Raw genomic sequence first — 22,531 nt, 5'->3', positions numbered from 1 at the left:
GAAGCACCTCACATGCGGATCAGGGGGGCGCCATGGTCGGTGGCCGCCCATCGCCGGGTCGCGCGTTCGAGCTTGTCGGGGTTGACCTGGTTGCGGAACGCGGCGATGCCCTCGGGGGTGATCTCCAGGCACATGACGCCGATGACCCGGCCGTCGAGGACCGCGACGAGGGCGGGACCGCCGTTGGCGGTCGCGGCATGGATCTCGGGTGAGCCGCCGACCAGGTCGTGCTTGGCCTTGCTCGGCTTGAACAGGCCGCGCATGAACTTCGCGACCGCGAGCGCGCCCTCGAACGCCTTCGCGCGGGCCGGGACCTTGCCGCCGCCGTCGCCGATCGAGACGGCGTCCTGGGTGAGCAGCCGTACGAGCGGCTCGGTCCGGCCGCTGGTGGCGGCCGCGAGGAACTCGTCGATGATCCGCCGGGCGGCGGCCCCATCGATCTCGGCGCGGGCCCTGCCGTCCGCGACGTGCTTCTTGGCGCGGTGGAAGATCTGCTGGCTGGCGGCCTCGGTGAGGTCGAGGATCTCGGCGATCTCCCGGTGCGAGTAGGCGAAGGCCTCCCGCAGGACGTAGACGGCCCGCTCGCCCGGGGACAGGCGCTCCAGCACGGCCATGACCGCGTACGACACCGATTCGCGCTGTTCGGCGGTGTCGGCCGGGCCGAGCATCGGGTCCCCGGCGAGCAGCGGCTCGGGGAGCCACTGGCCCACGTAGGTCTCGCGCCGCGCGCGGGCCGAGGTGAGCTGGTTCAGGCACAGGTTGGTGAGCACCTTCGTCAGCCACGCCTCGGGGACCTCGACGCGCTCGGCGTCGGCCGCCTGCCAGCGCAGGAACGTGTCCTGCACGGCGTCCTCGGCTTCGCTCGCCGAGCCGAGCAGGCGGTAGGCGATGGCCTCCAGGCGCGGCCTGGAGGCCTCGAACCGGTCCACGTCGTTCGCGGTCAGGGCCATGGACGGGATCCTAGCCCGGACCGGCCCGCCCTTCCCGGCGCCGTGGGCTCACCGCACGCCCAGCCGCCGCCGTACAGGCTGATCTGATCCGGCGTCACCTCATCGGTCGCGGTCGGCCCGCCAAGCACAGGCGGCGCCGGCCGGCGGACCGGGCTGTGTGATGATGCGGGGCGGATGAGCGGCGCGAGGGGCGGGGGTTCGTCATGGGCAAGGGCGGGGAGTCCATATCGGACGAGGAGTGGGAGCGCTTCCTGCGGGAGGCCGGGGCCGGGGCCCAGGACGCGCCCAAGGAGCCGTCCGCAAGGGCCCGGATGGTGACGCGGCGGCTGCAGGAGGAACCCGGCCGGCCGGACGCGTGGCGGAGCCATGAACCGCCTCGGCGGCGCGGCGGCAAGGCCCGGTACGTGGTCGGTCTGCTGGTCGCGGCAGGAGTGCTGGCCGTGGCGCTGAACCCGGCGCGGGTGACCGGATGGTTCGGGGGCGGCGGCAAGGACGGCGGTGGTGCGCCGCTCGCCGTGGAGTCCAGGCGCCCGGACCAGCCGCCGCCGACCGCGGCGGCAACCCAACGGCCCACTCCGGAGCAGCCGTTCAGGGGATCACCGGCGGCTCGCTGGGGTGACGGGGCAGCGGGGATCGGCGTGCCCGCGGCACGGGCGACCGGCTGGATGAGCAGGGCACAGGTCGCGCAGGCACTCACCCGCAGCCGGGACTTCCTCGTCGCGGCCGGCCTGGACCGCGGTGTGCTGGAGGGGAAGCGGCCGGAGAAGGCGATCGCGCTGATCAACCCCCATCAGCAGGACGTCCGGGCCTACCTGGCGACCGCGTTCCGCACGCCCAGCCGCAAGGACGACCCGCTGCTGCTGTTCAGCCGGTTCGACAGGGCGAAGGTCCGGCTCGTCGGGGACGTGGTCAAGACCCGGGGGCGGCTCACGTACCGGGAGGGCGAGCGGGGCGCGGTCGAGGTGACGGCCGATGTCACGTTCGTCTATCCGGTCGTGCGCGCCGCGGCGGGGAGCGACGACGTCGAACGCACCATCGTGCGCCGCGAGATCGTCATGAGCTGGGACGACCCGTCGAAGGTGGTCACCGAGCAGGGGACGTTCTCGCTCCTGTCGTACAAGGTGGACACCACCAACGGCGGCTGCGGCACGTACACCGGATATCTGAACCCCGAGTCCGGGGCCGAGGGCGCGTCGGCGAGCCCGGACGACGGCCCGGCCGTCGACCCGTACGACCGGAGCGCGCCGATCGACTCCGGCAACCGGAACGCCGGCGACACGACCTGCGGGACGGCCACCCGGTCGTAGGCGGCGTCCCGGCCGGGACGTCCCGCGGCACCGTGCGTCCGCTGCAGGCCCTGTCTGGACTGGAGCGCCGCGGACACGGGAAAAGAACCCCACGAATCTGTGCAGGAGTGCCACACGGGCTACACACAGCCTTTCGAAAGGCTCGTTAGCGTGACTGATCGCCCGCACCCCTGGACTCAGGAAGACCACACATGGACTATTGCTCCTCGTGCCGCCGGCACCTCAACGGTGCCCTGGTCTGTCCCGGGTGCGGTGCCTACGCCCCCGACATAGCCCCGCCCGGTACCGACGGCCTCGGCACCAGCCGCCTCGGCACCGAGGGCCCCGCCGGCCAGGACTGGTTCGACCCCGGGACAGCGCCCCTCGCACCGGCCGCCGCTGCCACCCAAGCACCGGCCGCCGGCGCCACGGACGCGCCGCCCGCCGAGCTCACCGACGCGCCGTCCGCCGATGTCACGGACGCCCCGCCCGCCCCGCAGGGCCGCGCCGCCAGGCGCCGGCAGCGGGCCCGCTGGAAGAAGAGCCAGCGCCGGGCCGTGGTCGCGACGGCCGTCGCGCTGGTCGGCGGCGGCCTGACGCTCGCCTCGCTGGACCGCGGCTCCGGTGACCGGGCCCAGGCGGCCAGCGCACCGGACAACCGCAGCATGGGCCTCACCGACGAGCCGTCGGCCGCGCCCAGCCGCCCGGCGTCCACGCCGGCACCGGCCGCCCCCGCGCAGCACCGGCACACGCCCGCCGCCCCGACGGCACGCACGGCCGCCGTGCACGCGCCGCACCAGCAGATCCTCGCGGCCACGCCGCACACGGCACAGCAGGCCGCCCGCACGCACAGCACCGCCGTGGCCCCGCACGCGGCCGCACCGGCGGCCCCGCAGCCGCAGCACACGGCACCGTCCTCGTCCGGCACGAGCGGCGGCACCTCCACCACGACCGGCGGCACGTCCGGCGGCTCCGGCGGCTCCAGCGGCTCCGGTACGACCGCACAGCCGGCCCCCGCCAACACCACCGGCAGCGGTTCCTCCGCGTCCCCCGCGGACCCGGCGTCGACCTCGTCCGGCCGGCTCTGCCTGGTGCTGGTGTGCCTCGGCTGAACCCCGTGCCTCCACTGATCGGCTACGCTGCGCCTCCGATGAGCGGGGGAGAACCATGTTCGGCACACACCTGAGACTGACCGTGACCGCGGTGGCGGCGGTCCTGCTGGCCACACTCACCGCCTGCGGCGGCGGCGACAAGGCGTCGCCCTCCGCGAGCCCGCATCCCGTCCGCGGCCTCAAGGACACGGTCCGCCACGTCACCCGGAGGACCACCCGGGCCACCCGCCCGCACCTGGTCAGACGCTGCACCACGAGCACCCACCGGGTCAGCCACTCCTCGGCCTCCGGCTCCGGCGGCCACCGCCGTACCCGCACCTGGTACACCACCGAGCACGACCAGACCTGTCACAAGGTGGCGCACGGCACCGAGACCTACCGCAGGGAGCTCCGCCCGGAGCGCTGGTGCGTCCGCCTGGACGACGTGAACGGCGACCGCGGACAGAACGACGTCTGGTACCGCGTCGACCGCGTCGACTACGACCGCGTCCTGGACGCCGACGACCGCAGCCGCGTCCAGTTCGTCCCCCTGCTCCCGAACACCGGCTGCTGACGGCACGTCCGTACCGGCGCGGAACGAGGTGAGTACGACAACGGATGCGCGCCGCGCAGGCGCCCGGCCACGATCGCGGGATGAACCCTGCTTCCGAGACCTCCCCCGCGCGCCCGCCCGACCGTGGCCCGGTCGTCGCGCTGCTGATGGCGACCGCGTTCCTGCTGCTGCCCCTGCTGTACGCGTGGTACCGCTTCAGCCATGAGTCCCTCGACTGCCTCGGCCGGGCGACCGCCTGCCGGGGGCAGCGGGAGCGCGTGATGTCGGCGGTGAACTGGGGTCTGGTGCTCGTCGGCGGACCGGTCTGCGGTGCGGTCGTCCTCGGCGCCACCGGTGGGCTGCTCCGGCGCCGGGCCGCGGTGTGGGCGGCGGCCGGTGCGCTCCTGGGGACGCTGCTGATGTGGGTGGTCGCGATCCACGCCCTGGGCGAAGGGTTCCAGCACTCGAACATCGACTTCTGACCGGCCGCGACGCAACGCACCCGCCCCCGCGGACGCTCCCCCTCAACGCTCCCGCACGCGCTCGATGGCCGACTCCACCGCCGCGATCCGGTCCGCGAGCAGTCCCAGCGCGGCCACCGCCCGGCTCACGGGATCCTCCCCGGGCCCGCCGAGCGCACGGGCGCGTGCGTGCGCGGTCTTCACCGCGGCCCAGCGGGCGGCCTGTCCGGCGTCGAGCGTGCCGCGCAGTTCGGCCAGTTTCAGCAGGTTGGCCTCGGCGCCCGTGGTCAGGGTCTGGGCCTCGGCGGTGTAGTGGTCGTCGACGACCGCCTCGCGTTCGGCGTCGTTCATGACCGGCCGCAGCCGCTGGGCGATCCGGTTCATGTCGCGGTAGGAACCCTGGAGGCGGAAGGGCGGTTCGGTGCGGGTGGCCGCCGACTGGGCGGCGGAGGCGATGTAGGCCCGGTTGACCTCGAGGACCGTGTCGCGGACCGCCAGCGCATGCCGCAACACCGCGAGGACGCCGTCCAGTTCGGCCGCCGGCATCGGCCGGGCCAGCCGGTCGGGGCGGGCCGTGGGGTCGGCGGCGGCCAGCCGGACCAGCAGGTCCAGGTCGGCGCGGTCACGGGCGGCGAGCGGGGAGAGCACCGGGTTGGCGGTCAGGGCGTTCTCGACGAAGCTGAGCGCGAAGACGTCCTCCTTGCCGGTGAGGACGTCGCCGAGGTTCCACACGTCGGCCCGGTTGGCGAGCATGTCGGGGATGCGGAAGCGTTCGCCGGACTCGGTGTAGGGGTTGCCGGCCATGCACACGGCGAACCGCTTGCCGCGCAGGTCGTAGGTGCGCGGCTCGCCGTCCCACACCCCGTCCACACGCCGGGTGGCGTCGCACAGCGGGATGAACTTCTGCAGCAGTTCGGGGGAGGTGTGCTGGATGTCGTCCAGGTACAGCAGGGTGTTGTTGCCCGCCGCCAGCGCGAAGTTGACCTTCTCGATCTCACGGCGTGCGGTGGCGTTCGGTGCGTCGGCCGGGTCCAGCGAGGTGACGGTGTGGCCGAGCGCCGGGCCGCTGACCCTGACCAGCATCAGGCCGAGCCGGTCGGCGACGTACTCCATCAGGGTCGTCTTGCCGTAGCCGGGCGGGGAGATCAGCAGGAGCAGGCCGCCGGTGTCGGTGCGCTTGGACGCGCCGGTGGTGCCCAGCTGGCGGGCCAGGCTGTCGCCGATCAGAGGGAGGTAGACCTCGTCGACGAGGCCGTTGCGGACGAACGCCGACATGACGCGCGGCCGGTGGTCGTCCAGGCCGAGCCGGTCGCGTTCGGTGGCCACGAGGGCCGCACGGTGGCGCTGGTAGGCGCGGAAGGCGGGCACGTCCTCGGCCGTGAAGCGGGCGGTACGGGCCAGGAACTCGTCGATGCGCAGGCGCAGTCGGCCGTCGAGGACGCGCGGGTGCGTGCCCAGCAGGCCCTCCGCCGTCGCGGTGAGCGGGGCGTCGCCGTCGTAGCGGGGCAGGGCGGGGCAGAGTTCGGCGGCGACCGCCTCGGCCAGTTCGCCCGGTCCGGCCTCGGTGCCGGTGGCGGCGGCGTACGCGGCGAGCCAGGCGTGCACCACCTGCCGGCGCGCGGCGAGGTCCGTCAGCCCCTCCAGATCGGCCCGGTAACTCCCGTCCGTGTGCCGGAACTTCTCCAGCAGGGTGCGCGCCGTGGCGCCGAGGACAAAGCCCTCCGGGCCACGGGTCAGCTCCTCGAAGAGGTAGGCGGCGGCCGGCCCGCCCGCCGCCTCGGCGTCCCAGGCATCGATCGCCCCGGCCAGCTCCCGCTCCAGCTCCCCGATGGCCGGTACGGCACCGAAGGCGTCCCGGGCGCGGGCCAGCGACACCGCCCGCCGGGCCCACGCGGTCCGGGCCTCCCCAGTGGTGCCGTGCGCCCAGAACAGCTGGGCGGCGGCACGGGCGGCGGGCTCGTGGCGCAGGGTGCCGGCGTCCTCGTACAGGGGCAGCAGGGCACGGAGCACGGCCGTCGCGTCGTGGTCGTGGACCCCGCGCTCGTAGCCCTCGTCGTACGCCTCCTGCGCCGCCCGGCGGACCAGGCCCGGCAGGTCGTCGGCGGCGGCGAGGGCGGCCGGGCCGTGCTCGGCGAGCAGGCGGGCGGCGAGGTGCTCGGCGCGGTAGACCTCGGGTGACTCGGAGGGCAGCTGACGGTCCCAGCAGGGGCGGTGCGCGGCGAAGCCGGGGTCGGTGACCGGGGCGCGGTAGTCCGTGCCCGTGACCGCGAAGGCGAGACCGTCGCCGTGCGGGACGAGGGTGAGGTCGAGCGGCTGGGTGTTGACGGCGAAGCGGTGGCCGCCGAGCAGGAGCGTGCGGCCGTCCTCGGTGTACAGGTCGGCACGGTCGCGCAGGGCGCGGGCGGCCTCCTGGCGGGCCGCCTTCAGCCGCCCGTCGAGTTCCTCGGCGCGCACGCTGTCGCCGAGGGCGCGCAGCTCGTCGGCGGTGCGGCGGACCTTGGCGACCAGCGGGTCGGAGGCGAAGTAGGTGGTGACGGCATCGGTGTCGGCGAGCGTGGCCGCACGCCGTCCGACGGTGTCCAGCATCCGGCCGGCGGAGACGGCGAGCTGTTCGGCGCGGCGGGCGCGGGCGTCGGCCAGGGACTGCTTGCGGGCGGCGAACGCCTCGTGGATCTCGGCGCGCCGGTCGGCGAGTTCGGTGAGGAAGTCGTCGTACTCGGCGAACCGGCCGTCCAGGTCCTCCACCCGGGCGAGGACGGCGGCGAGCTGGTCGTCGCACTCCTCCGGCGTGCCGGACACGGCGAGCGCGGCGGTGACGGCCTGGGCGAGCAGCGCGGTCTCGGCGGCGAACTCGGCCCGGCCCTCCCGCCCCTGGAGGACGCGGCGGCGGCCGTCGAGGGTGGCGCGGGCCCGGTTGACCCCGCCCAGCACCTCGGCGATCCGTTCCAGGACGGCCGTACGGACGGTGGCGTCGGCGATGTCGAGGCCGGTGACGACCTCGGTGACCGTGCGCAGCCCGGCGGCGAGTTCGTCGAGCCGGTCGGCGACGGGCCCGGCCGCGGCGACCGTCTCGATCCCGGCCGCCTCGGTGACGAGCCGCTCGACCTCCTCCTGCTGTCCGGTGAAGGCGTCCGCACGCGCCAGGTACGTCACCGCACGCCGGCCGAAGGCCACGAGGTCGGACTCGGCCTCGGCGGCCAGCGCCGCCACCCGGGCGGCATCGACGTACCGCAGCTCCCGCAGCGTCAGCACGTGCCCGTGCGCCTGCCTCAGTTCGGTCAGTCCGCGCACCCACGCGGCGGCCTCGCGCGGCGCCTCGCCGCGCAGCCGGCGCACGACGGCGGCGATCCGTTCGGCGGCCTCGTCCAGCGCCTCGGCCGCCTGACGGGTCAGTTCCCGTACGGTCTCGAACTCGGCCAGCACCTGCTCGGCGGTGCCCCGGACCGCCGTCAACGGGCCTGCCAGGTCGCCGAGTCCGGGCTCGGCGAACCAGTGGTGGGTGTCGGCGGCCCGCACACAGGCTGCGGCCAGCGCCCGGTAGCCCTCGCTGGTCCCGATGCCGTCGGCGACCAGCCCGGCCACGGACAGACAGTCGGCGAGCCCGCGCACGAGGTCCGCGTTGCCGACCCGGGCGAGCGCGCCGGTGCCGGTGCGCAGGGCGGCCGCGTGGGTGTCGGAGACGTACGGCGAGGTCCACCACTGGACGGGGTGCGTGTGCGCGGGCTCCTCGCCCCCGCCACGCAGCACGGCGAGCGCGCCGTCCTCGAACAGCGCCCAGCCCCGGCACGGCAGCGGGGTGGCGACCTCCTTGCGCAGGGTGTTGTACGACAACAGCAGCGTGCGGCCCTCGGTGCGGGACCGGAAGGCGTACAGCACGTCCTCGCCGTTCGGCGCGCGCACCTCCCGCTCGAACTCCAGTCCCCGGGCGTCGAGTTCGTACGTCTTGTGCGTACCCCCGGCCAGGCAGTAGCCGCCCGGGAAGACGATGCCCTGGTCCTCCGGCAGCCGCCGGCACGCCTGCCCGATCCCGTCGAGCCGCACCACCGTGCGGGACAGCGTGTCGAAGACCAGGTACCGGTCGGCGTCCTCCTTGTACGGCCGCACCCGCAGCAGCGTCAGCGGGCCTGCCTGGGCGTGTGCGACGGCCGCGTCCGCGAGCGCCTGCAGCGGCTCCTGCACGGGTTCCGTGAACAGCTCGTCGCCGTCCGGGCCGCGCAGGGTCAGGTTCCCGCCGACGGTCGCCACGCCGAGGCCACCGGGGACGGCGACGTACGGCGCACGCCCCAGCACGTGGTCCTCGCGCGTCGTCTCCGTCCAGGTCACGTCCTGGGCCGGCGGGAAGACGTCGTCGCGGTCGCCGCGCGCGTCGAGGAACCGCACCCGGCCGTCGTCGGCGACGCTCCAGCGCAGGACGCGGACGTCCTCGGCCTTCTCCCCGGTGCGGAACACCGCCAGCAGCCGGCTGTCGAGGCGGCGCAGCCGCAGCAGCCGGGCCTGCCGGTAGTAGCGGTGCAGGGCGGTGAACTCCCGTACGAACGCGGGGTCGTCGAGCAGCCCCGGTACGGCGTCCTCGGGCACCCGCTGCCCGTCACGGTCGTACAGCGCCAGCACGTCCGTGACCCCGCCGGTTCCGCCGGTTCCGCCGGTTCCGCCGGTTCCGCCGGTTCCGCCGAGGAGCAGGGTGTTCCCCACGGCCACGATGTCGCTCGGCGTGGACGCGTGCTCGGTGCGGAGGCGGGCGGTGACCGCGAGGTCCAGCCGCGCCGAGCCGAACTCCTCGACACGGCGGGCGTTGAGCGCCTCCGCCCGCCGGGCGAGCTCGGTCGCCTGCGCGGCGAGCCGGTCACGGAGGACCTCGTAGGTACCGGCGTCTACGGCACCGTCGGTTGCCATGGCGGTGGGGTTTCCCTTCGTGGACTGTGCGGCTACGAGCGGCGCTGCTTGTCAGCTCGCCGTACCGCTCCCGTTCAGGGCCGTCACCGGTGTGTCCGAAAGGCCCAGCTCGCTCGCCCGGTCGAGGAGCTTCTGGAGCTGCCCCGCCTGCGGGCCGCCGGTCCTGATCTGCTTCGCCAGCAGCGCCGACACCGTCAGGTTCCGCACGTCCGCCGAGCCGAGCGAGCCGAGGACGCGGGAGAGGTCGTCGGTGAAGCTGCCCGTGCCGTCCAGCCAGGGCTTCGCCAGCGCCTGTGCGGTGCGGGAGTTCTCGACGAAGCCGTCCACGCCCTTGCCGAGGGAGATGGAGGACACCAGGCGGTCGAAGAAGACGGACTCCCCGCCGACGATGTCGATGTCGGCGTTCTCCAGACCGGTCGCCAGCACCGTCGCCTGCGCCTCGGCCACCTGCCGCTGGGTCTCCAGGCCGGCCAGCCGGATCTCCTTCTCCGCCTGCAGCCGCAGCCGGTACTCCTCGTGCCCGCGCGAGGCCTCGTCCAGCGCTGCCATCGCGGCGGCCTTCTCGGTCAGACCCGCGGCCTCCGCCTTCAGCTTCTCGCCGATGGCGGTGGCCTCGGCCAGCGCCCTCGCCTTCGCACCCTCCGCCTCGGCCAGCCCCTTCGCCCGGGTGCCCTCCGCCTCCGCCTTGAGCCGCGCCTCGGTGGCCTCCGCCGCCGCCCGCGCGCCCTCGGCCTCCGCGAGACCCTTCGCCCGCGCGCCCTCCGCCTCGGCGAGCGCCTTGGCCTGCGTGCCCTCGGCCTCGGCCCGCAGCCGTGCCTCGGTGGCCTCCGCCTCCGCGCGGCCGGCCTTCACCGTGACCTCGGCCTCCTTGTCGCGGACCTGTACGGCGGCGAGCCCCTCGGCGGCGGCCTCGGCCTGGACGCCCTCGGCGAGCCGCAGCTTGGCCCGGGCGTCCATGTCGGCGGTCTTCAACCGCGCTTCCGCCAGGGTGAGTTCCTCGGCGGCCCGGTGCGTGGCGGCCTGCTCGGCGGCCTCGGCGGCCTTGATGTCCTTGACCAGCTTCTCCTGCGCCTCCGCCTCGGCGGCGATGACGAGGGCCTGCCGCTCGCGCTCGGCCTCCTCCACCACGCGGAGCTTCTTGATGGACTCCTCCTGCTCGGCGACCGTACGGTCCACCGCGACCCGCTCCCGGACGACCTCGGCGATCTCCCGCTTCTCCGCCTCGACCTCCTTGTCGGCGGCGATCCTGGTCAGCTGGGTCTCCCGCTCCCGCGCGATGACCTCGAGGAGCCGGTCCTTCTCGATCCGCTCGTTCTCGACGGCGATGACCCGCTCGCGGTTCTTCGCGGCGACCGCGATCTCGCGGGCCTGGTTCTCGCGCTGCACACCGAGCTGTTCCTCGGTCCGCAGGAAGGCGCCCTGCGCGCGCAGCCGTTCCTCCTCCACCACGCGGGCGGTCTCGGCCTCCTCGCGGGCCCGGGAGGTCTCGATCTCCCGCTTCTGCTTGATCTCGGCGTCCGCCTGGCGGCGCTCCAGTTCCAGGATGGCCTCGCGGGCGTCGACGTCCTGGCGGGTGATCTCCTTCTGCTCGTTGCGCCTGGCCTCGTTGGTGCGCACGTGCTCGACCGCCGTCAGCTCGGTGATCTTGCGGATGCCCTCGGCGTCGAGGACGTTGGCCGGGTCCATCTGGGAGAGCGGGGTCTGCTCCAGGTAGTCGATCGCCGCGTCCTCGAGGTGGTAGCCGTTGAGGTCGATGCCGATCAACTCGATGATGTGGTACCGGAGTTCCTCGCGCTTGGTGTAGAGGTCGGTGAAGTCCATCTGCTTGCCGACGGTCTTCAGCGCCTCGGAGAACTTCGCGTGGAACAGCTCCTGGAGCGTGTCCTGGTGGCTGGCGCGCTCGGTGCCGACGGTCTGGGCGACCTTGATGACGTCCGGGACGGTCTTGTTGACCTTCACGAAGAACAGGATCCGGATGTCGGCGCGGATGTTGTCCCGGCAGATCAGTCCGTCCCGCCCCGAGCGGCTGATCTCGATGGTCTTCACCGAGATGTCCATGACCTCGGCCTTGTGCAGGATCGGCAGCACGACCTGGCCGGTGAAGGACACGTCCACCTGGCGCGTCTTCGACACGATCAGGGCCTGGCTCTGGTCCACCTTGCGGTACAGCCGGGAGAACGCGAACACCGCGAGCACCACGGCGACGAGACAGACGGCGACGAGCACGCCGAGGGCTTCCATGCCACACGTCCTTGCCTGAGACGACGGATCGGAGCCCCTCGTAACAGTTCCGGTGCCGGACACCCGTGGATGCCCGGCACCGGAACCCCCCGTAGTGCTCCCCTGCGGCAATGGTGCGAGGGGAACACCCGTCCGCGCATTGCCGACTTCCGGCAGTGTTCACTAGGTTCTGCATGCCGGACATGCGCTAAGAAAGCGTCACCGGCGCGTCAAGATCCACGGGGGGACGGGGCAGGGTGCGGGACCGGCAGGAGATACCCGAGCAGTATCTGGACGGCTTCGCCCGTGCCCTCGCCGATGTCGCGGCCACCGGCCGCCGGCTGACCCGGGAGGAGTTGCAGGGCCGCCGCGCCCTGGGCGAACAGGCCGCCGACACCGGACACGGCCTGCGTGCCCTGGTCGTCGCCCACCTCGCCGCCGCCCGCGGCGCCTGGCCGGTCGGTCCTGGTTCGGCGGAGAGCACGCTGGCCGCCCTGGCCGCAGTGGAGCAGGCGGTCGACGCGTTCGCCGAGGGCTACGAACGCGCCCAGCGGCTGACCGTGCGCCGCGAGGAGGCGGCCCGCCGCGAGTTCATCGACGACCTGCTCTACGGCCGCAGTGACCTGGGCCGGCTGGCCGAACGCGCCGAACGCTTCGGCCTGCGGCTCTCCCGGGCGCACGCGGTGGCCGTGGCCGAAGGCCCGGCGGCGTACGTCGAGGGCAACGGGCCGGCCCGCCAGGTGGAGGCGGCGGTCCTCGCCCGGTACGACACCCGCAGCATCCTGTTCGCCACCAAGAACGGCCGGCTGGTGTGCGTCGCGCCCGGTGACGACGACGAGATCCTCATCCACTTCGCCAAGCAGGCGTACGCGGCGACGGACGGCGGCCGGGTCGCCATCGGCCGCCCGCAGCACGGGCCCGGCGGGGTGGTGCAGTCGTACGAGGAGGCGCTCACCGCCCTGGAGATGGCGGACCGCCTGCGCCTGGCCGAGCCGCTGCTGCGCGCCGCCGACCTCCTGGTCTACCCCGTGCTGGCCCGGGACCGGCAGGCGATGGCCGACCTGGTCCTGCACACCCTGGGCCCGCTCACCGGGGCCCGCGGCGGAGCCGTACCCCTCCTGGACACCCTGACGGCGTACTTCGAGGCCGGCTGCGTCGCCGCGGAGGCCGCCCGCCGCCTCTCCCTCAGCGTCCGCGCGCTGACGTACCGCCTGGAGCGCATCCACCAACTCACCGGCGCCGACCCGGCCGACCCGGCCCACCGCTACACGCTGCAGACAGCGGTGATCGGCGCCCGCCTCCTGGACTGGCCCGCCCGGCCCCTGTGACGACCGCCGCCCGGGACGGGGGGGTAACGGCCCAAGTGACCCTGCTCCACTGGTTTCCGCCCTCTCCTAAGCACCTCCGAAAGTACTTGCATTTGTGGAAAGTACTGTCCATGCTTACCGCTATGACCGAGAGGCGGCCCGACCACCCGCCCCTCCCCGCCCTCACCGGAGGTACGCACATGGACAGCACGGGGGAACCGATGGACGCCCGCGGTGCGCAGGCCGCGCTCGCCGCCGCCTGCGCCGCCCGCACCGCGGCGCGCAGCACGAGCGAGGCGAACAAACGGAACCGGCCCCGCGGGTACGCGATCGGCCAGGGACTGGCCTTCGCGGTCGGCTTCACCGCGTTGGGCATCGCCGACCGGGAGCCGCAGTGGGGGGTCTGGCTGACCCTCACCGGCATCGCGAGTCTGACCGGCTTCTTCGTGCTGATCTGGCTCGGCGCCCACCACGGTGGGGTGACACCCTGGTTCAACCGGGACGGCGGGCCCGGCCGCCCGGCCTGGTACGCCTGGGTGGTGCCCTTCATCCCCCTCGCCGTCAGCCTGCCGGCCGCCGTCGCGTACGGGGGGACCGGCTGGCTCATCGCCTTCGGCCTGGCCTCCGGCGCGGAGTACGTCCTGCGCGCGATCCGGCAGGACCGCCCCGCATGACCGACCCCACCGGCAACGCACCGCCCGCGCTGGACCGCGAACTGCACCACCCGACCCGGCTGGCCCTCGCCGCCTACCTCTCGGCGTGCGGCGAGGCGGAGTTCGGCGTGCTGCGGGACTACTGCCAGGTCTCCGACTCCACGCTGAGCAAGACCCTTTCCGCGTTGGAGAAGACGGGCTACGTCAGCATCCGCAAGGGCTACCTCGGCAAGCGCCCGCGCACCTGGGCCGCGCTCACGCTCACCGGCCGCAGGGCGCTCACCCGCCATCTGTCGGCGCTGGAGGACATCGCGGCGACGGCCCGCCGGTCCGCGAGCACCGGTGCCGACGCACCGGACACCCCCGGCGCATCCGGCACCTGACGGCCGGCGCCCGGCACTGCACCCGGCCGCCTACTCCTCGTCGGTGGTGCGCACCGGAGTCGACCGGCCCGGCTCCGGCAGCTCCTGCATCTCCGCCCGGACGAGCAGGACGTCGCCGACGAAGAGGTCGTACACCAGGATGCCGACGACACCGCCGATCAGCGGCCCGAGGACCGGGATCCACCAGTAGGCGCTGAACGAGCCGGGCACACTGCCGGGGAACGCCAGGCTGTTCCAGCCCGCCGCGTAGGTGAACAGGCGCGGCCCGAAGTCACGGGCCGGGTTGATGGCGTAGCCGGCGTTGGCGCCGTAGGACATGCCGATGGCGGCGACGACGAAGCCCACGACCAGCGGCCCGAGGTTGGCCTTCACGGCCTGGTTGCGCACGTCGATGACGGCGGCGATCAGCATGAGCAGGAAGGCCGTACCGACGATCTGGTCGACCAGCGGCCCCCAGATGCCGCCGTGGAAGTACGGGGCCGGGAAGGTGGCGAAGATGGAGAAGGTGGCGTTGGTGTGCCCGTTCACCTTCGGGCCCGGCGCGGCGGCGTCGAAGGCGTGGATCGCCTGGTGGTAGACGAAGTAGACGAGGGCCGCGCCGGTGAGCGCGCCCACGACCTGCGAGAACCAGTACGGCAGGACCTTGGCCCAGGAGAATCCGCGGCGCGCCGCCATGGCCAGCGTCACCGCCGGGTTCAGATGGGCACCGCTCACGCCGCCGGCGACGTAGACGCCGAAGACGACGGCGAACGCCCAGCCCCAGGTGATCAGCAGCCAGTCACCGGCCGCGAGGAAGATCGTGGTGGGCGTCGCGGCACGGCCCGAACCGGGCAGCGCGGCGACCGCCATCGCGACCACACCGCAGCCGAAGGAGATGAGCACGAAGGTCCCGAGGAACTCGGCGAGACACTCGCCCAGCAGCCCTCCCCGGCTTCTGAGCCGGGACGGCTTGATGAGCGCAGGGATTTCGACAGCCATGGAGGCCCCCTTGTCGAGAGCAATACGGCCAATATGACCATATTGGCCTACAAACGCTCGCCCCGCAGGTTGACGGTGCCCAGTCAGCTGTCGAGGTCGTCGGCGAAGTGCCGGAACCCCTGACGATCCCGGTGCATGCCCCACAGCGTCTCCGCGAGCACGGCCGGGTCCTTGCGCGCGTGTCCCGGAGTGATCGCCCCCGGGATCACCAGCTGCGCGACGTGGATCCCCTCCCCCGCGAGCCGTTCGTGCAGCAGATGACCGTACGCGGTCTCGGCGGCGAACGCGATGGACGTCCCGGCCCGCTCGGTGTGCGGCACGACGGCGGTGCCGCCGTTGACGAACAGAATCGTCCCGCGCCCCAGCCGCCGCATGCCCGGCAGTACCTGTTGCACGGCGGCGACGGGCCCGTACACCGAGAACTCGACGGGTCCGACCAGATCGTGGGGCCCGGTCTCCAGCACGGGCCGCATGAAGTCCCGGTGCGGCACCGGGCTGTACTGCAGCACCTCGATGGTCCCCACCTCGCCCGCCGCCCGCTCCAGGGCCGCGGCCAGCTCCTCGGGCCTGCGCACGTCGGCGGCGAACCCCCGCGCGCCGATCCCGCTGCCGCCGAGGTTCTCCACCAGCTCGTCGAGCCGCCCCCGGTCCCGGGCGAAGAGAGCGACCTCGAACCCCTCCCGCCCGAAGCGCCGCGCGACGGCGGCCCCGAGCCCCGGCCCGGCACCCACGATGGCGATACAGCTCATACCACCCATGCGTACCGCAGCTCCGGGCCCGGCCGCTACACGGCCTCGGGCACCTGGGTGCCGGCCGTCCACCCCGCGCGGATCCGCTCCACCTGTGCGGCGGTCACGGCGTGGACGGCGAAGGCCCCGGCGACGGCGGCGGCCACGACGGCCGAGTCGGACAGCAGCAGCGGCCACCCCTCGGTGTAGGCACGCTCGATGATCTGGTCCGTGGAGTCGCGGTACACGATCCCCACCCCGCTGAGCATCCCGACCAGCCACAGCACCCACCACACGTTGACGGAGCCGGGAAGCTTCCGCCCGGGCGCGCTGCTGCGGAACGCGTCGACGACGATCCCCCGCGGGAACCACAGGTTGACCACCGGCACGATCCACCCGAGGAAAACCCAGATCCCCGCGTACTTCGGCGTGTCCCCCGACAGCGTCCGCGCGTTGTCCCGCAGCCTGAGCAGCCAGGACAGGTAGAGCATGGCGCAGAGGAAGACCAGCACCCCGCCGGCCGACGTCACCAGCTGATACGAGTTCTCCAGCGAGGTGAGCTGCCGGTGCACCCCGTCGCCCTGGTCCGGCGGGCCGGCGGCAGGCTCCCCGGCCATGGCGAGCCGGATCTCCCACACCCCCCGTACGACCCAGGCGAGCCCGGCGAGCAGCAGTCCCCCGACAGTGAGCTGCCCGGTCACCTGAACCGGCCGGTACGCGAGCGTACGGGCAGCCGACTGATCCCTCTGTTCGGTCACCGCCCCATCTTGTCGTACCGAAGCCGCAGGCCACCAGCGTGGGCGCCGTTGCGCCGTCCGTGTGCATCCGTCACGCGATCGGCCGCGCGTCGGCCGCTCGGGGCGTCGAGCGCGCCGCCGCGCAGCAAGGATGGCGAGTAGCCGATGTCAGGGCGTGCGCGGACCGCGAGCATCAGGAGACAGACGACCAGTGAGCATCCTCAACGAACCCCATGGTGCCGCCGCGCCGGAGGAGGCGTACGAGAGCGAGGTGCCGGTCAGGGGCAGGCGGCCCGGCAGCGTCGTGGTGAAGTGGCTGACGACCACCGACCACAAGACGATCGGCACGCTCTATCTGGGGACGTCCTTCGCGTTCTTCCTGGCCGGCGGCGTGATGGCGCTGATCATGCGCGCCGAGCTGGCCCGGCCGGGGCTGCAGATCATCTCGAACGAGCAGTTCAACCAGCTGTTCACGATGCACGGCACCGTGATGCTGCTGATGTTCGCGACGCCGCTGTTCGCGGGCTTCACGAACTGGATCATGCCGCTGCAGATCGGCGCGCCGGACGTGGCGTTCCCGCGGCTGAACATGTTCGCCTACTGGCTGTACCTGTTCGGCTCGCTCATCGCGGTCGGCGGCTTCCTCACCCCGGACGGGGCGGCCGACTTCGGCTGGTTCGCCTACTCCCCGCTGACCGACGCGGTCCGCAGCCCGGGCATCGGCGGCGACCTGTGGATCATGGGGCTGGCCTTCTCCGGGTTCGGCACCATCCTCGGCTCGGTCAACTTCATCACCACGATCATCTGCATGCGCGCCCCCGGTCTGACCATGTTCCGCATGCCGATCTTCGTGTGGAACGTGCTGCTGACCGCCGTCCTGGTCCTGCTGGCCTTCCCGGTGCTGGCCGCCGCGCTGTTCGCCCTGGAGGCGGACCGCCAGTTCGGCGCCCATGTCTTCGACGCGGCCAACGGCGGTGTGCTGCTGTGGCAGCACCTCTTCTGGTTCTTCGGGCACCCGGAGGTGTACATCATCGCCCTGCCGTTCTTCGGCATCGTCACCGAGATCATCCCGGTCTTCTCCCGCAAGCCGATCTTCGGCTACATGGGACTCGTCGCCGCGACCATCGCGATCGCCGGTCTGTCCGTGACGGTGTGGGCGCACCACATGTACGTCACCGGCGGTGTCCTGCTGCCGTTCTTCTCCTTCATGACGTTCCTCATCGCCGTACCGACCGGGGTGAAGTTCTTCAACTGGATCGGCACCATGTGGAAGGGCTCGGTGTCCTTCGAGACGCCGATGCTCTGGGCCGCGGGCTTCCTGGTGACGTTCCTCTTCGGCGGCCTGACCGGTGTCATCCTGGCCTCGCCGCCGATGGACTTCCACGTCTCCGACTCGTACTTCGTGGTGGCCCACTTCCACTACGTGGTCTTCGGCACGGTCGTCTTCGCCATGTTCGCCGGATTCCACTTCTGGTGGCCGAAGTTCACCGGCAAGCTGCTCGACGAGCGGCTCGGGAAGATGTGCTTCTGGCTGCTGTTCGTCGGCTTCCACACCACGTTCCTGATCCAGCACTGGCTGGGCGCCGAGGGCATGCCGCGCCGCTACGCCGACTACCTGGCCGCCGACGGCTTCACCGCCCTGAACACGGTCTCCACGATCGGCTCGTTCGTGCTCGGCCTGTCGATGCTGCCGTTCCTCTACAACGTCTGGAAGACGGCCAGGTACGGCCTGCCGGTGGGCACCGACGACCCGTGGGGTTACGGCCGTTCGCTGGAGTGGGCGACCTCCTGCCCGCCGCCCCGGCACAACTTCGTCACCCTGCCGCGGATCCGCAGCGAGTCCCCGGCGTTCGACCTGCACCACCCCGACATCGCGGTGAGTGAGCAAGAGGTCCAGCTCCCGGCGAGGACCGACCGGGGACAGGGGTGAACGGACCGCCCGGGCGGGGGGCCGACGGCGCGCTGGCCAACGAGGTGGAGGGGTACCTGCTCTGGCAGGCCCGGATCGCCGAGGCGGAGCAGCGTGCACGGCAGTTCACCGGGCCCCTGGAGTGGCTGACGAGCGGGCAGCGCGAGGAGATCGAGCGGCGGTACGTCGCCGACAGCCTGCAGCGGGCCCGGGCGGACCTGGAACGGGTCGCCGCCCGGTGCGTGTCGCTGCGCGCCGAGTACGAGCAGCGCTACCAGGAGCTGCGGCGGCGCTGTGTGGGCGTGGCACTCGCCGTGTGCGCGGGCTGTACGGCGGTGGCCGCCCTGCTGCTGGTCCTGTGACACCCGCCTGCCGGCGACCCGCCCCGGCTCATCGTCCGATGCCTTCCAGGTTGGCCGCGTAGATGCGCTCGCCCACGAGGTCATGACGGCTGCGGCACTCCTCGAGGGCCAGCTCGGTGAACCGCCGGGCCTCGGCGAGGTCACCGAGCCGGAAGTGGTTCAGGCCGAGCAGTCCGTAGATCTTGCCCAGGTAGCGCCTGCCGGCCTGATCGCCGGCCCGGGCCCCGTCGGGTGCGTCGAGCAGCTCACGCAGCACGTCGTTGCTCGCCACGTGCCGTCGGCTGTCGCTGAGGTCCTGTGCGTAGGCGATGCGTTCCCGGTACCGCGTCAGCTGCCGGCCCAGAGGGGTGCCGAGCCCGATCTCCCGGGCCGCGTACAACGCGTCGAGGTTCTCGGCGTAGATCCACTGCCCTTCGCGGTCGCCTGCCTCGACACAGCACTGGAGGGCCCGCTCGGTGTACCGAGCCGCTTCCTCAAGGGTGCCGGTCCGCATCGCGTTGGCGCCGAGCATCCCGTAGGACTTGGCCCGCAGGTCGTCCACGAACGGTCCCCAAGCGCCTTCCAGGTCCGCCAGCAGCTCATGCAGGACCGCTGAGGCGGCGGCGAACTCGCCGTCCTCGTGATACCCCTGGGCCCTCTTGAACAGGTACGTCCATTTGTTGACCGGGTGGGCCACCCCCCGTGGGATGAGCCTCTCCATCGGCTGGGGGTGTCCGAGGTCCTGCATGACTTCGGCGATCGTGACCAGGATCCGGCCCCAGGTGGCGACCTGTCCCTGGTCCGCGCGGATCTCCCGCGGCACCTTGGCCCACTCGCCGAACTGCTCGACGACCACGTCCGCGTGGGTCCGGCACAGGTCGGCGAGCACGCGTTCCTCACCGCGCAGAACAGCGGTGAAGAGACGGTCGCGGAGGAACAGCCGGTCGTCGTTCACCGGGCGGCTCCGGAGGCCGAGGCGTGCAGCGCCTGGAGCACCTGGGCCCGGAAGAGCCCGCCCCGCCACACGGTGGCCGGGGTCCGCCGGGCCGCCACCCGGACCACGGTTCCGGTGTCGGCGCCCTTCCCCTTCCCCTTCCCCTTTCCGTCTCCTCCGCTTCCGCCTTCTGTCGAAGCGAAGTGCATGACGTTGTCCTCCGGCACGTCGATCGCCAGCGTCACGAACGGCAACCCCGCCGCGCGCAGCGTGTTGACCAGCCCCGACACCACCGGGCAGCGCACGAAGCGGATGACGGCGGCGACCAGGACCCACAACGGCGCGTCCACCGCGGCCGTACCCAGCGTTCCCTGCGCGAAGTGACCGACCGGCGCCACGTCGGTGGCCAGCCAGCTCACCGACCCGACCGGCATTCCCACCGTGTGCTGCAGCTCCTCTGCACGGGCCACGGCCCAGTTGGCGTGGAGCACCGCCTCGCCCTCGCAGGCCCCGACGACCGCCACGTGGCAGGAGCTGCGCCACCGGCTGCGTCCGAGGACGATGTGCGACTGCGTCGCGAGCGGCTCCGCGTCGGGGATCCAGTCCACCGAGGTCGCGCCCGTCCAGTCCAGCGTCGTCGTCCGGGTCGGCTCCGGCTGCTCGACATCCCTGGCGGTGGTGGCGGGCAGCAGGATCGTGCGTCCGTGCTCGACCACGGGGAGCGGGAACGTGCCGGTGACCACCTCGCTGTCGTCGATGTGGATCTTTCTCGGGGCGCCCAGCCCACGCAGCCCCCGGTAGATGGCCGGCAGGTCCGCGGCGTCGGTCGCCGCCACCTCCAGCCTGCGCAGACAGTCGGCAGGCGGCTGGACCCGGAACACCTCGGTGTCCAGCACCGCGCGCCACACCACGTGCGGCCGGTCCTCCAGGAGCATGTTCAGATGGTGTTCGGTCCGGCCCTGCACCACGGTCGGACGATGGGCCCCCACCAACACGTCGAAGTTCTGCAGCATGTCGGCCGTCAGCACTTCCAGCGTGCACCACGCCCGGCTCAGATAGTCATCGGCGTCGTCGAGCAGAACGGCGGTCCGGCCCAGTGCCTGCAGCAGACCGAAGTGTCCCATCGCGAACTCGAACTCCAGCTGCTCCTCGGCGGTGCGCGGCGACTGCGGGACGCAGCTGTAGTCGTACCAGACGTGGACCCGTGCGAGCAGGCCGCTGAGCAGCGGGCGGGCGCCGACCAGCGCGCGCAGGCGGGCGAGGCCGGGGTCCGAGCGCGCCATCCGCACGCCGTTGTCCGCGGTGACCTCCTGGAGCGGCAGCACCTCCGCGTGCACGTCGGCCAGGGCGTCCGGGTCCAGCGCCTTCCGCAGTACGTTGACGAGCAGGGACTCGGCCAGGTCGGATCCCGAGGCGCCGACGGGGCCGTTGACCCACTCGCTGTGCTTCCTCGGGGTGTGCAGGCCGCGCTCCGCCGCCACGTAGACCGCCTCGCACAGGGCCGACACCAGCTGCCAGGCGGCCAGCTGTGCCTGAACGCCGTCGGGGTCCGGTGCGGTGGGCGTGAGCCAGCGGTGCGAGAGGAAGCAGTAGTAGTGGCCCGGCCGGGTCTCGGGGACCAGCGACGCACGCCACTCCTGGCACCGCAGGAAACGGCCGGCGCCGATCAGGACAGGCAGCGGTAACCAGTTCGTCCGCCGGCCGCCGGCCGGCTCGTACCGCGCGTACTGGCTCAGCAGCTCCGGCATGTCACGGTCCTGCGCTCCGTCCAGCAGCATGCGCGGCGGCGCGCTGAGCGGGAACGACCACACGATGCCGTCCTGCGGCTCACCGTCCTCGGCCTTGCGGACGAGATGGAAGAGGGTGTCGCCCGTCTCGAAGTTCCAGTGCCCGTCCGGCACGTCCAGGGGGCGGTGTCTGAGTTTCGGCTGCTGCTCCAACAGGGTTTCGAGCAGCTCGGACGCGCGCCACCGCTCCCGTCGCCGGGCGTCCGCCCGCGCCTGGGCGAAGCCCTTGAACGGCACCGGCCCCTGGAACGGCGTCACGCTCAGCGAGCGGAAGCCGATCTCGTCGTAGGAGAGCGTCCCGGCGCTCCGGGCGAACTTCAGGGCCCTCGCCGCGGCGTCGAAAGGCGCCTCCTCCAGATATCCCGCGAGCAGTTCGGGCCGGTCGCCGAACTGCTCGGGCGCGACGTCCTGCCAGGCCGAGATGTCGACGTCCCGCAGCAGTCCGTGCACCAGGTCCTCGATGCGCCTCAACCCCGGCTCCCCTCGGTGGTCCTGTCAGCCGGCACCCCAGGGACCTACCCGGTCAGGCCATCCAGAAGAACACCGCCGTCATCCGTTTCTCCTCCAGCGTGGTGCCGTGGTAACCGGTCGCGCTGTGCACGAGGTTGGCGTTGTAGAGGAGCAGACGGTTGTACCTGTGCGGGACGCGGACGTCCTCCTCGAAGTGGTCGCCCGGCACGAACCGGGTGCCCAGGGCCTCGACGAGGTTGTTGTGCGGGGCCTGGACGATGTTGCCGCCGAGCCGCCCGCCGGGCAGCGACTGGCGGTAGAAGGCGGTACCGCAGTCCTTGGGGACGTGCGGGTTGAGGTAGAGGACGGCCGCGTACCGGCACAGTGCGCGGGAGTCGGTGTGCGGGCGGGGCTCGCTCTCGCCCTCGCCGACCACCTGGACGCAGTTGTGGTTCAGGGTGCCGCCGCCGGGCGCCTGCTGCACCCACAGCTCCTTCGCGCCGGTGGCCTTCTTCACCAGGCCCTCGATGCGGGCGAGTTCACCGGGTTCGAGGCCGGGCATGGCGCGCAGCCCGGGCCAGGTCTCGGAGGTGTACGGGTAGCCCTTGACCCAGTCGTCCTTGGCAAGGCACCGCTCCCGTACGGCGTCCACGTCGGGCAGGGCGTCGTCCAGGACCCAGTAGTCGCGCCCCTTGGTGGGCTTGCGGTAGGGGAGTACGGGGAGGGCCGCGGGCATGCGGGGCGGTGGCTGTGGGGGCATGCGGCGAATCTATGCCAGCGTTTCGTCTCGCCTCTCCCGAGGAATGGTCAACTCTTCTTTACCTGCCGCGGATACAGAAATCTTTACCCGCCGCACCGATACGAACGGCT

The 22,531-nt window shown here is 72.7% G+C and carries 18 protein-coding genes; 9 read left to right on the top strand and 9 right to left on the bottom strand.

All coding sequences use genetic code 11. The features are described 5' to 3' along the window. Positions 1-8: 8 nt before the first annotated feature. Positions 9-950, bottom strand: coding sequence for an RNA polymerase sigma factor SigJ (sigJ, locus tag ACZ7HQ_RS40460; RefSeq protein ID WP_471001212.1), 942 nt, complete (start codon positions 948-950; stop codon positions 9-11). A 203-nt stretch (positions 951-1,153) separates the two neighbouring features. Here sigJ and ACZ7HQ_RS40455 point away from each other — a divergent pair, with 203 nt between their 5' ends. The 4 genes from ACZ7HQ_RS40455 to ACZ7HQ_RS40440 all read left to right on the top strand — a co-directional run bounded on the left by ACZ7HQ_RS40455 (position 1,154) and on the right by ACZ7HQ_RS40440 (position 4,362). Continuing rightward, a complete protein-coding gene (locus tag ACZ7HQ_RS40455) occupies positions 1,154-2,257 on the top strand; it encodes a hypothetical protein (RefSeq protein WP_471001209.1) in 1,104 nt (367 codons plus the stop codon). A 191-nt stretch (positions 2,258-2,448) separates the two neighbouring features. Beyond that, positions 2,449-3,348: an SCO2400 family protein gene (locus tag ACZ7HQ_RS40450; RefSeq protein WP_471001207.1), complete on the top strand. Its 900-nt coding sequence runs from the start codon at positions 2,449-2,451 to the stop codon at positions 3,346-3,348. Positions 3,349-3,403: 55 nt separating this feature from the next. Continuing rightward, positions 3,404-3,901, top strand: a complete 498-nt coding sequence (locus ACZ7HQ_RS40445) for a hypothetical protein (protein WP_471001204.1) — start codon at positions 3,404-3,406, stop codon at positions 3,899-3,901. 80 nt (positions 3,902-3,981) lie between these two features. Continuing rightward, positions 3,982-4,362, top strand: a complete 381-nt coding sequence (locus ACZ7HQ_RS40440; protein ID WP_471001201.1) for a hypothetical protein — start codon at positions 3,982-3,984, stop codon at positions 4,360-4,362. 42 nt (positions 4,363-4,404) lie between these two features. Here the strand turns inward: ACZ7HQ_RS40440 and ACZ7HQ_RS40435 are convergent, their stop codons facing one another. Then, entirely contained in the window at positions 4,405-9,234 is a 4,830-nt protein-coding gene (locus ACZ7HQ_RS40435) for a DNA repair ATPase (RefSeq protein WP_471001198.1), read from the bottom strand. Between the two features lie 51 nt (positions 9,235-9,285). Further along, positions 9,286-11,475: a flotillin family protein gene (locus ACZ7HQ_RS40430; protein ID WP_471001194.1), complete on the bottom strand. Its 2,190-nt coding sequence runs from the start codon at positions 11,473-11,475 to the stop codon at positions 9,286-9,288. Positions 11,476-11,711: 236 nt separating this feature from the next. Between ACZ7HQ_RS40430 and ACZ7HQ_RS40425 the strand changes: the two genes are divergently transcribed. The 3 genes from ACZ7HQ_RS40425 to ACZ7HQ_RS40415 all read left to right on the top strand — a co-directional run bounded on the left by ACZ7HQ_RS40425 (position 11,712) and on the right by ACZ7HQ_RS40415 (position 13,797). Further along, the gene (locus ACZ7HQ_RS40425) at positions 11,712-12,782 is read left to right on the top strand and encodes a PucR family transcriptional regulator (RefSeq protein ID WP_471001191.1); all 1,071 of its coding nucleotides are present in this window, start codon (positions 11,712-11,714) and stop codon (positions 12,780-12,782) included. Between the two features lie 122 nt (positions 12,783-12,904). Beyond that, on the top strand, positions 12,905-13,435 hold the full coding sequence (locus ACZ7HQ_RS40420) for a hypothetical protein (RefSeq protein WP_471001188.1): 531 nt from the start codon (positions 12,905-12,907) through the stop codon (positions 13,433-13,435). Further along, positions 13,432-13,797 (top strand): transcriptional regulator, encoded by a 366-nt coding sequence (locus ACZ7HQ_RS40415; RefSeq protein ID WP_471001185.1) that lies wholly within the window; start codon positions 13,432-13,434, stop codon positions 13,795-13,797. The genes ACZ7HQ_RS40420 and ACZ7HQ_RS40415 overlap by 4 nt, the downstream gene beginning before the upstream one ends. 30 nt (positions 13,798-13,827) lie before the next feature. On the opposite strand, the gene ACZ7HQ_RS40410 is transcribed toward ACZ7HQ_RS40415, so the two are convergent. From ACZ7HQ_RS40410 to ACZ7HQ_RS40400, 3 genes are all read right to left on the bottom strand, one after another. Continuing rightward, positions 13,828-14,775, bottom strand: coding sequence for an MIP/aquaporin family protein (locus ACZ7HQ_RS40410; RefSeq protein WP_471001182.1), 948 nt, complete (start codon positions 14,773-14,775; stop codon positions 13,828-13,830). Positions 14,776-14,858: 83 nt separating this feature from the next. Continuing rightward, positions 14,859-15,524, bottom strand: a complete 666-nt coding sequence (locus tag ACZ7HQ_RS40405) for an SDR family NAD(P)-dependent oxidoreductase (protein WP_471001179.1) — start codon at positions 15,522-15,524, stop codon at positions 14,859-14,861. 35 nt (positions 15,525-15,559) lie between these two features. Beyond that, positions 15,560-16,261 (bottom strand): DUF4328 domain-containing protein, encoded by a 702-nt coding sequence (locus tag ACZ7HQ_RS40400; protein WP_471001176.1) that lies wholly within the window; start codon positions 16,259-16,261, stop codon positions 15,560-15,562. Between the two features lie 190 nt (positions 16,262-16,451). Between ACZ7HQ_RS40400 and ctaD the strand changes: the two genes are divergently transcribed. Together ctaD and ACZ7HQ_RS40390 are read left to right on the top strand one after the other, a co-directional pair. Next, on the top strand, positions 16,452-18,170 hold the full coding sequence (gene ctaD / locus ACZ7HQ_RS40395) for an aa3-type cytochrome oxidase subunit I (protein ID WP_471001173.1): 1,719 nt from the start codon (positions 16,452-16,454) through the stop codon (positions 18,168-18,170). After that, positions 18,167-18,511, top strand: coding sequence for a cytochrome C oxidase subunit I (locus ACZ7HQ_RS40390; RefSeq protein ID WP_471001170.1), 345 nt, complete (start codon positions 18,167-18,169; stop codon positions 18,509-18,511). The genes ctaD and ACZ7HQ_RS40390 overlap by 4 nt, the downstream gene beginning before the upstream one ends. A 28-nt stretch (positions 18,512-18,539) precedes the next feature. On the opposite strand, the gene ACZ7HQ_RS40385 is transcribed toward ACZ7HQ_RS40390, so the two are convergent. The 3 genes from ACZ7HQ_RS40385 to ACZ7HQ_RS40375 are packed head-to-tail and all read right to left on the bottom strand — an operon-like array spanning position 18,540 to position 22,421. Further along, positions 18,540-19,445 (bottom strand): hypothetical protein, encoded by a 906-nt coding sequence (locus ACZ7HQ_RS40385; protein ID WP_471001167.1) that lies wholly within the window; start codon positions 19,443-19,445, stop codon positions 18,540-18,542. Then, entirely contained in the window at positions 19,442-21,682 is a 2,241-nt protein-coding gene (locus ACZ7HQ_RS40380) for a hypothetical protein (protein ID WP_471001164.1), read from the bottom strand. Before ACZ7HQ_RS40380 ends, ACZ7HQ_RS40385 begins: the two co-directional genes overlap by 4 nt. Before the next feature lie 52 nt (positions 21,683-21,734). Further along, positions 21,735-22,421 carry a DUF6445 family protein gene (locus ACZ7HQ_RS40375; protein ID WP_471001161.1) on the bottom strand — a complete coding sequence of 229 codons (687 nt, stop codon included), beginning with the start codon at positions 22,419-22,421 and terminating at the stop codon, positions 21,735-21,737. Positions 22,422-22,531: the final 110 nt, after the last annotated feature.

The sequence above is a fragment of the Streptomyces sp. NPDC037290 genome, assembly GCF_055603245.1.
The sequence above is the reverse complement of the archived record's forward strand: the minus strand, read 5'-3'. Positions and strand labels throughout refer to the sequence as shown.

Coding starts and splice junctions, on each gene's coding strand:
- sigJ (WP_471001212.1), bottom strand. CDS start 950: ATGGCCCTGACCGCGAACGACGTGGACCGGTTCGAGGCCTCCAGGCCG.
- ACZ7HQ_RS40455 (WP_471001209.1), top strand. CDS start 1,154: ATGGGCAAGGGCGGGGAGTCCATATCGGACGAGGAGTGGGAGCGCTTC.
- ACZ7HQ_RS40450 (WP_471001207.1), top strand. CDS start 2,449: ATGGACTATTGCTCCTCGTGCCGCCGGCACCTCAACGGTGCCCTGGTC.
- ACZ7HQ_RS40445 (WP_471001204.1), top strand. CDS start 3,404: ATGTTCGGCACACACCTGAGACTGACCGTGACCGCGGTGGCGGCGGTC.
- ACZ7HQ_RS40440 (WP_471001201.1), top strand. CDS start 3,982: ATGAACCCTGCTTCCGAGACCTCCCCCGCGCGCCCGCCCGACCGTGGC.
- ACZ7HQ_RS40435 (WP_471001198.1), bottom strand. CDS start 9,234: ATGGCAACCGACGGTGCCGTAGACGCCGGTACCTACGAGGTCCTCCGT.
- ACZ7HQ_RS40430 (WP_471001194.1), bottom strand. CDS start 11,475: ATGGAAGCCCTCGGCGTGCTCGTCGCCGTCTGTCTCGTCGCCGTGGTG.
- ACZ7HQ_RS40420 (WP_471001188.1), top strand. CDS start 12,905: ATGACCGAGAGGCGGCCCGACCACCCGCCCCTCCCCGCCCTCACCGGA.
- ACZ7HQ_RS40415 (WP_471001185.1), top strand. CDS start 13,432: ATGACCGACCCCACCGGCAACGCACCGCCCGCGCTGGACCGCGAACTG.
- ACZ7HQ_RS40410 (WP_471001182.1), bottom strand. CDS start 14,775: ATGGCTGTCGAAATCCCTGCGCTCATCAAGCCGTCCCGGCTCAGAAGC.
- ACZ7HQ_RS40405 (WP_471001179.1), bottom strand. CDS start 15,524: ATGAGCTGTATCGCCATCGTGGGTGCCGGGCCGGGGCTCGGGGCCGCC.
- ACZ7HQ_RS40375 (WP_471001161.1), bottom strand. CDS start 22,421: ATGCCCCCACAGCCACCGCCCCGCATGCCCGCGGCCCTCCCCGTACTC.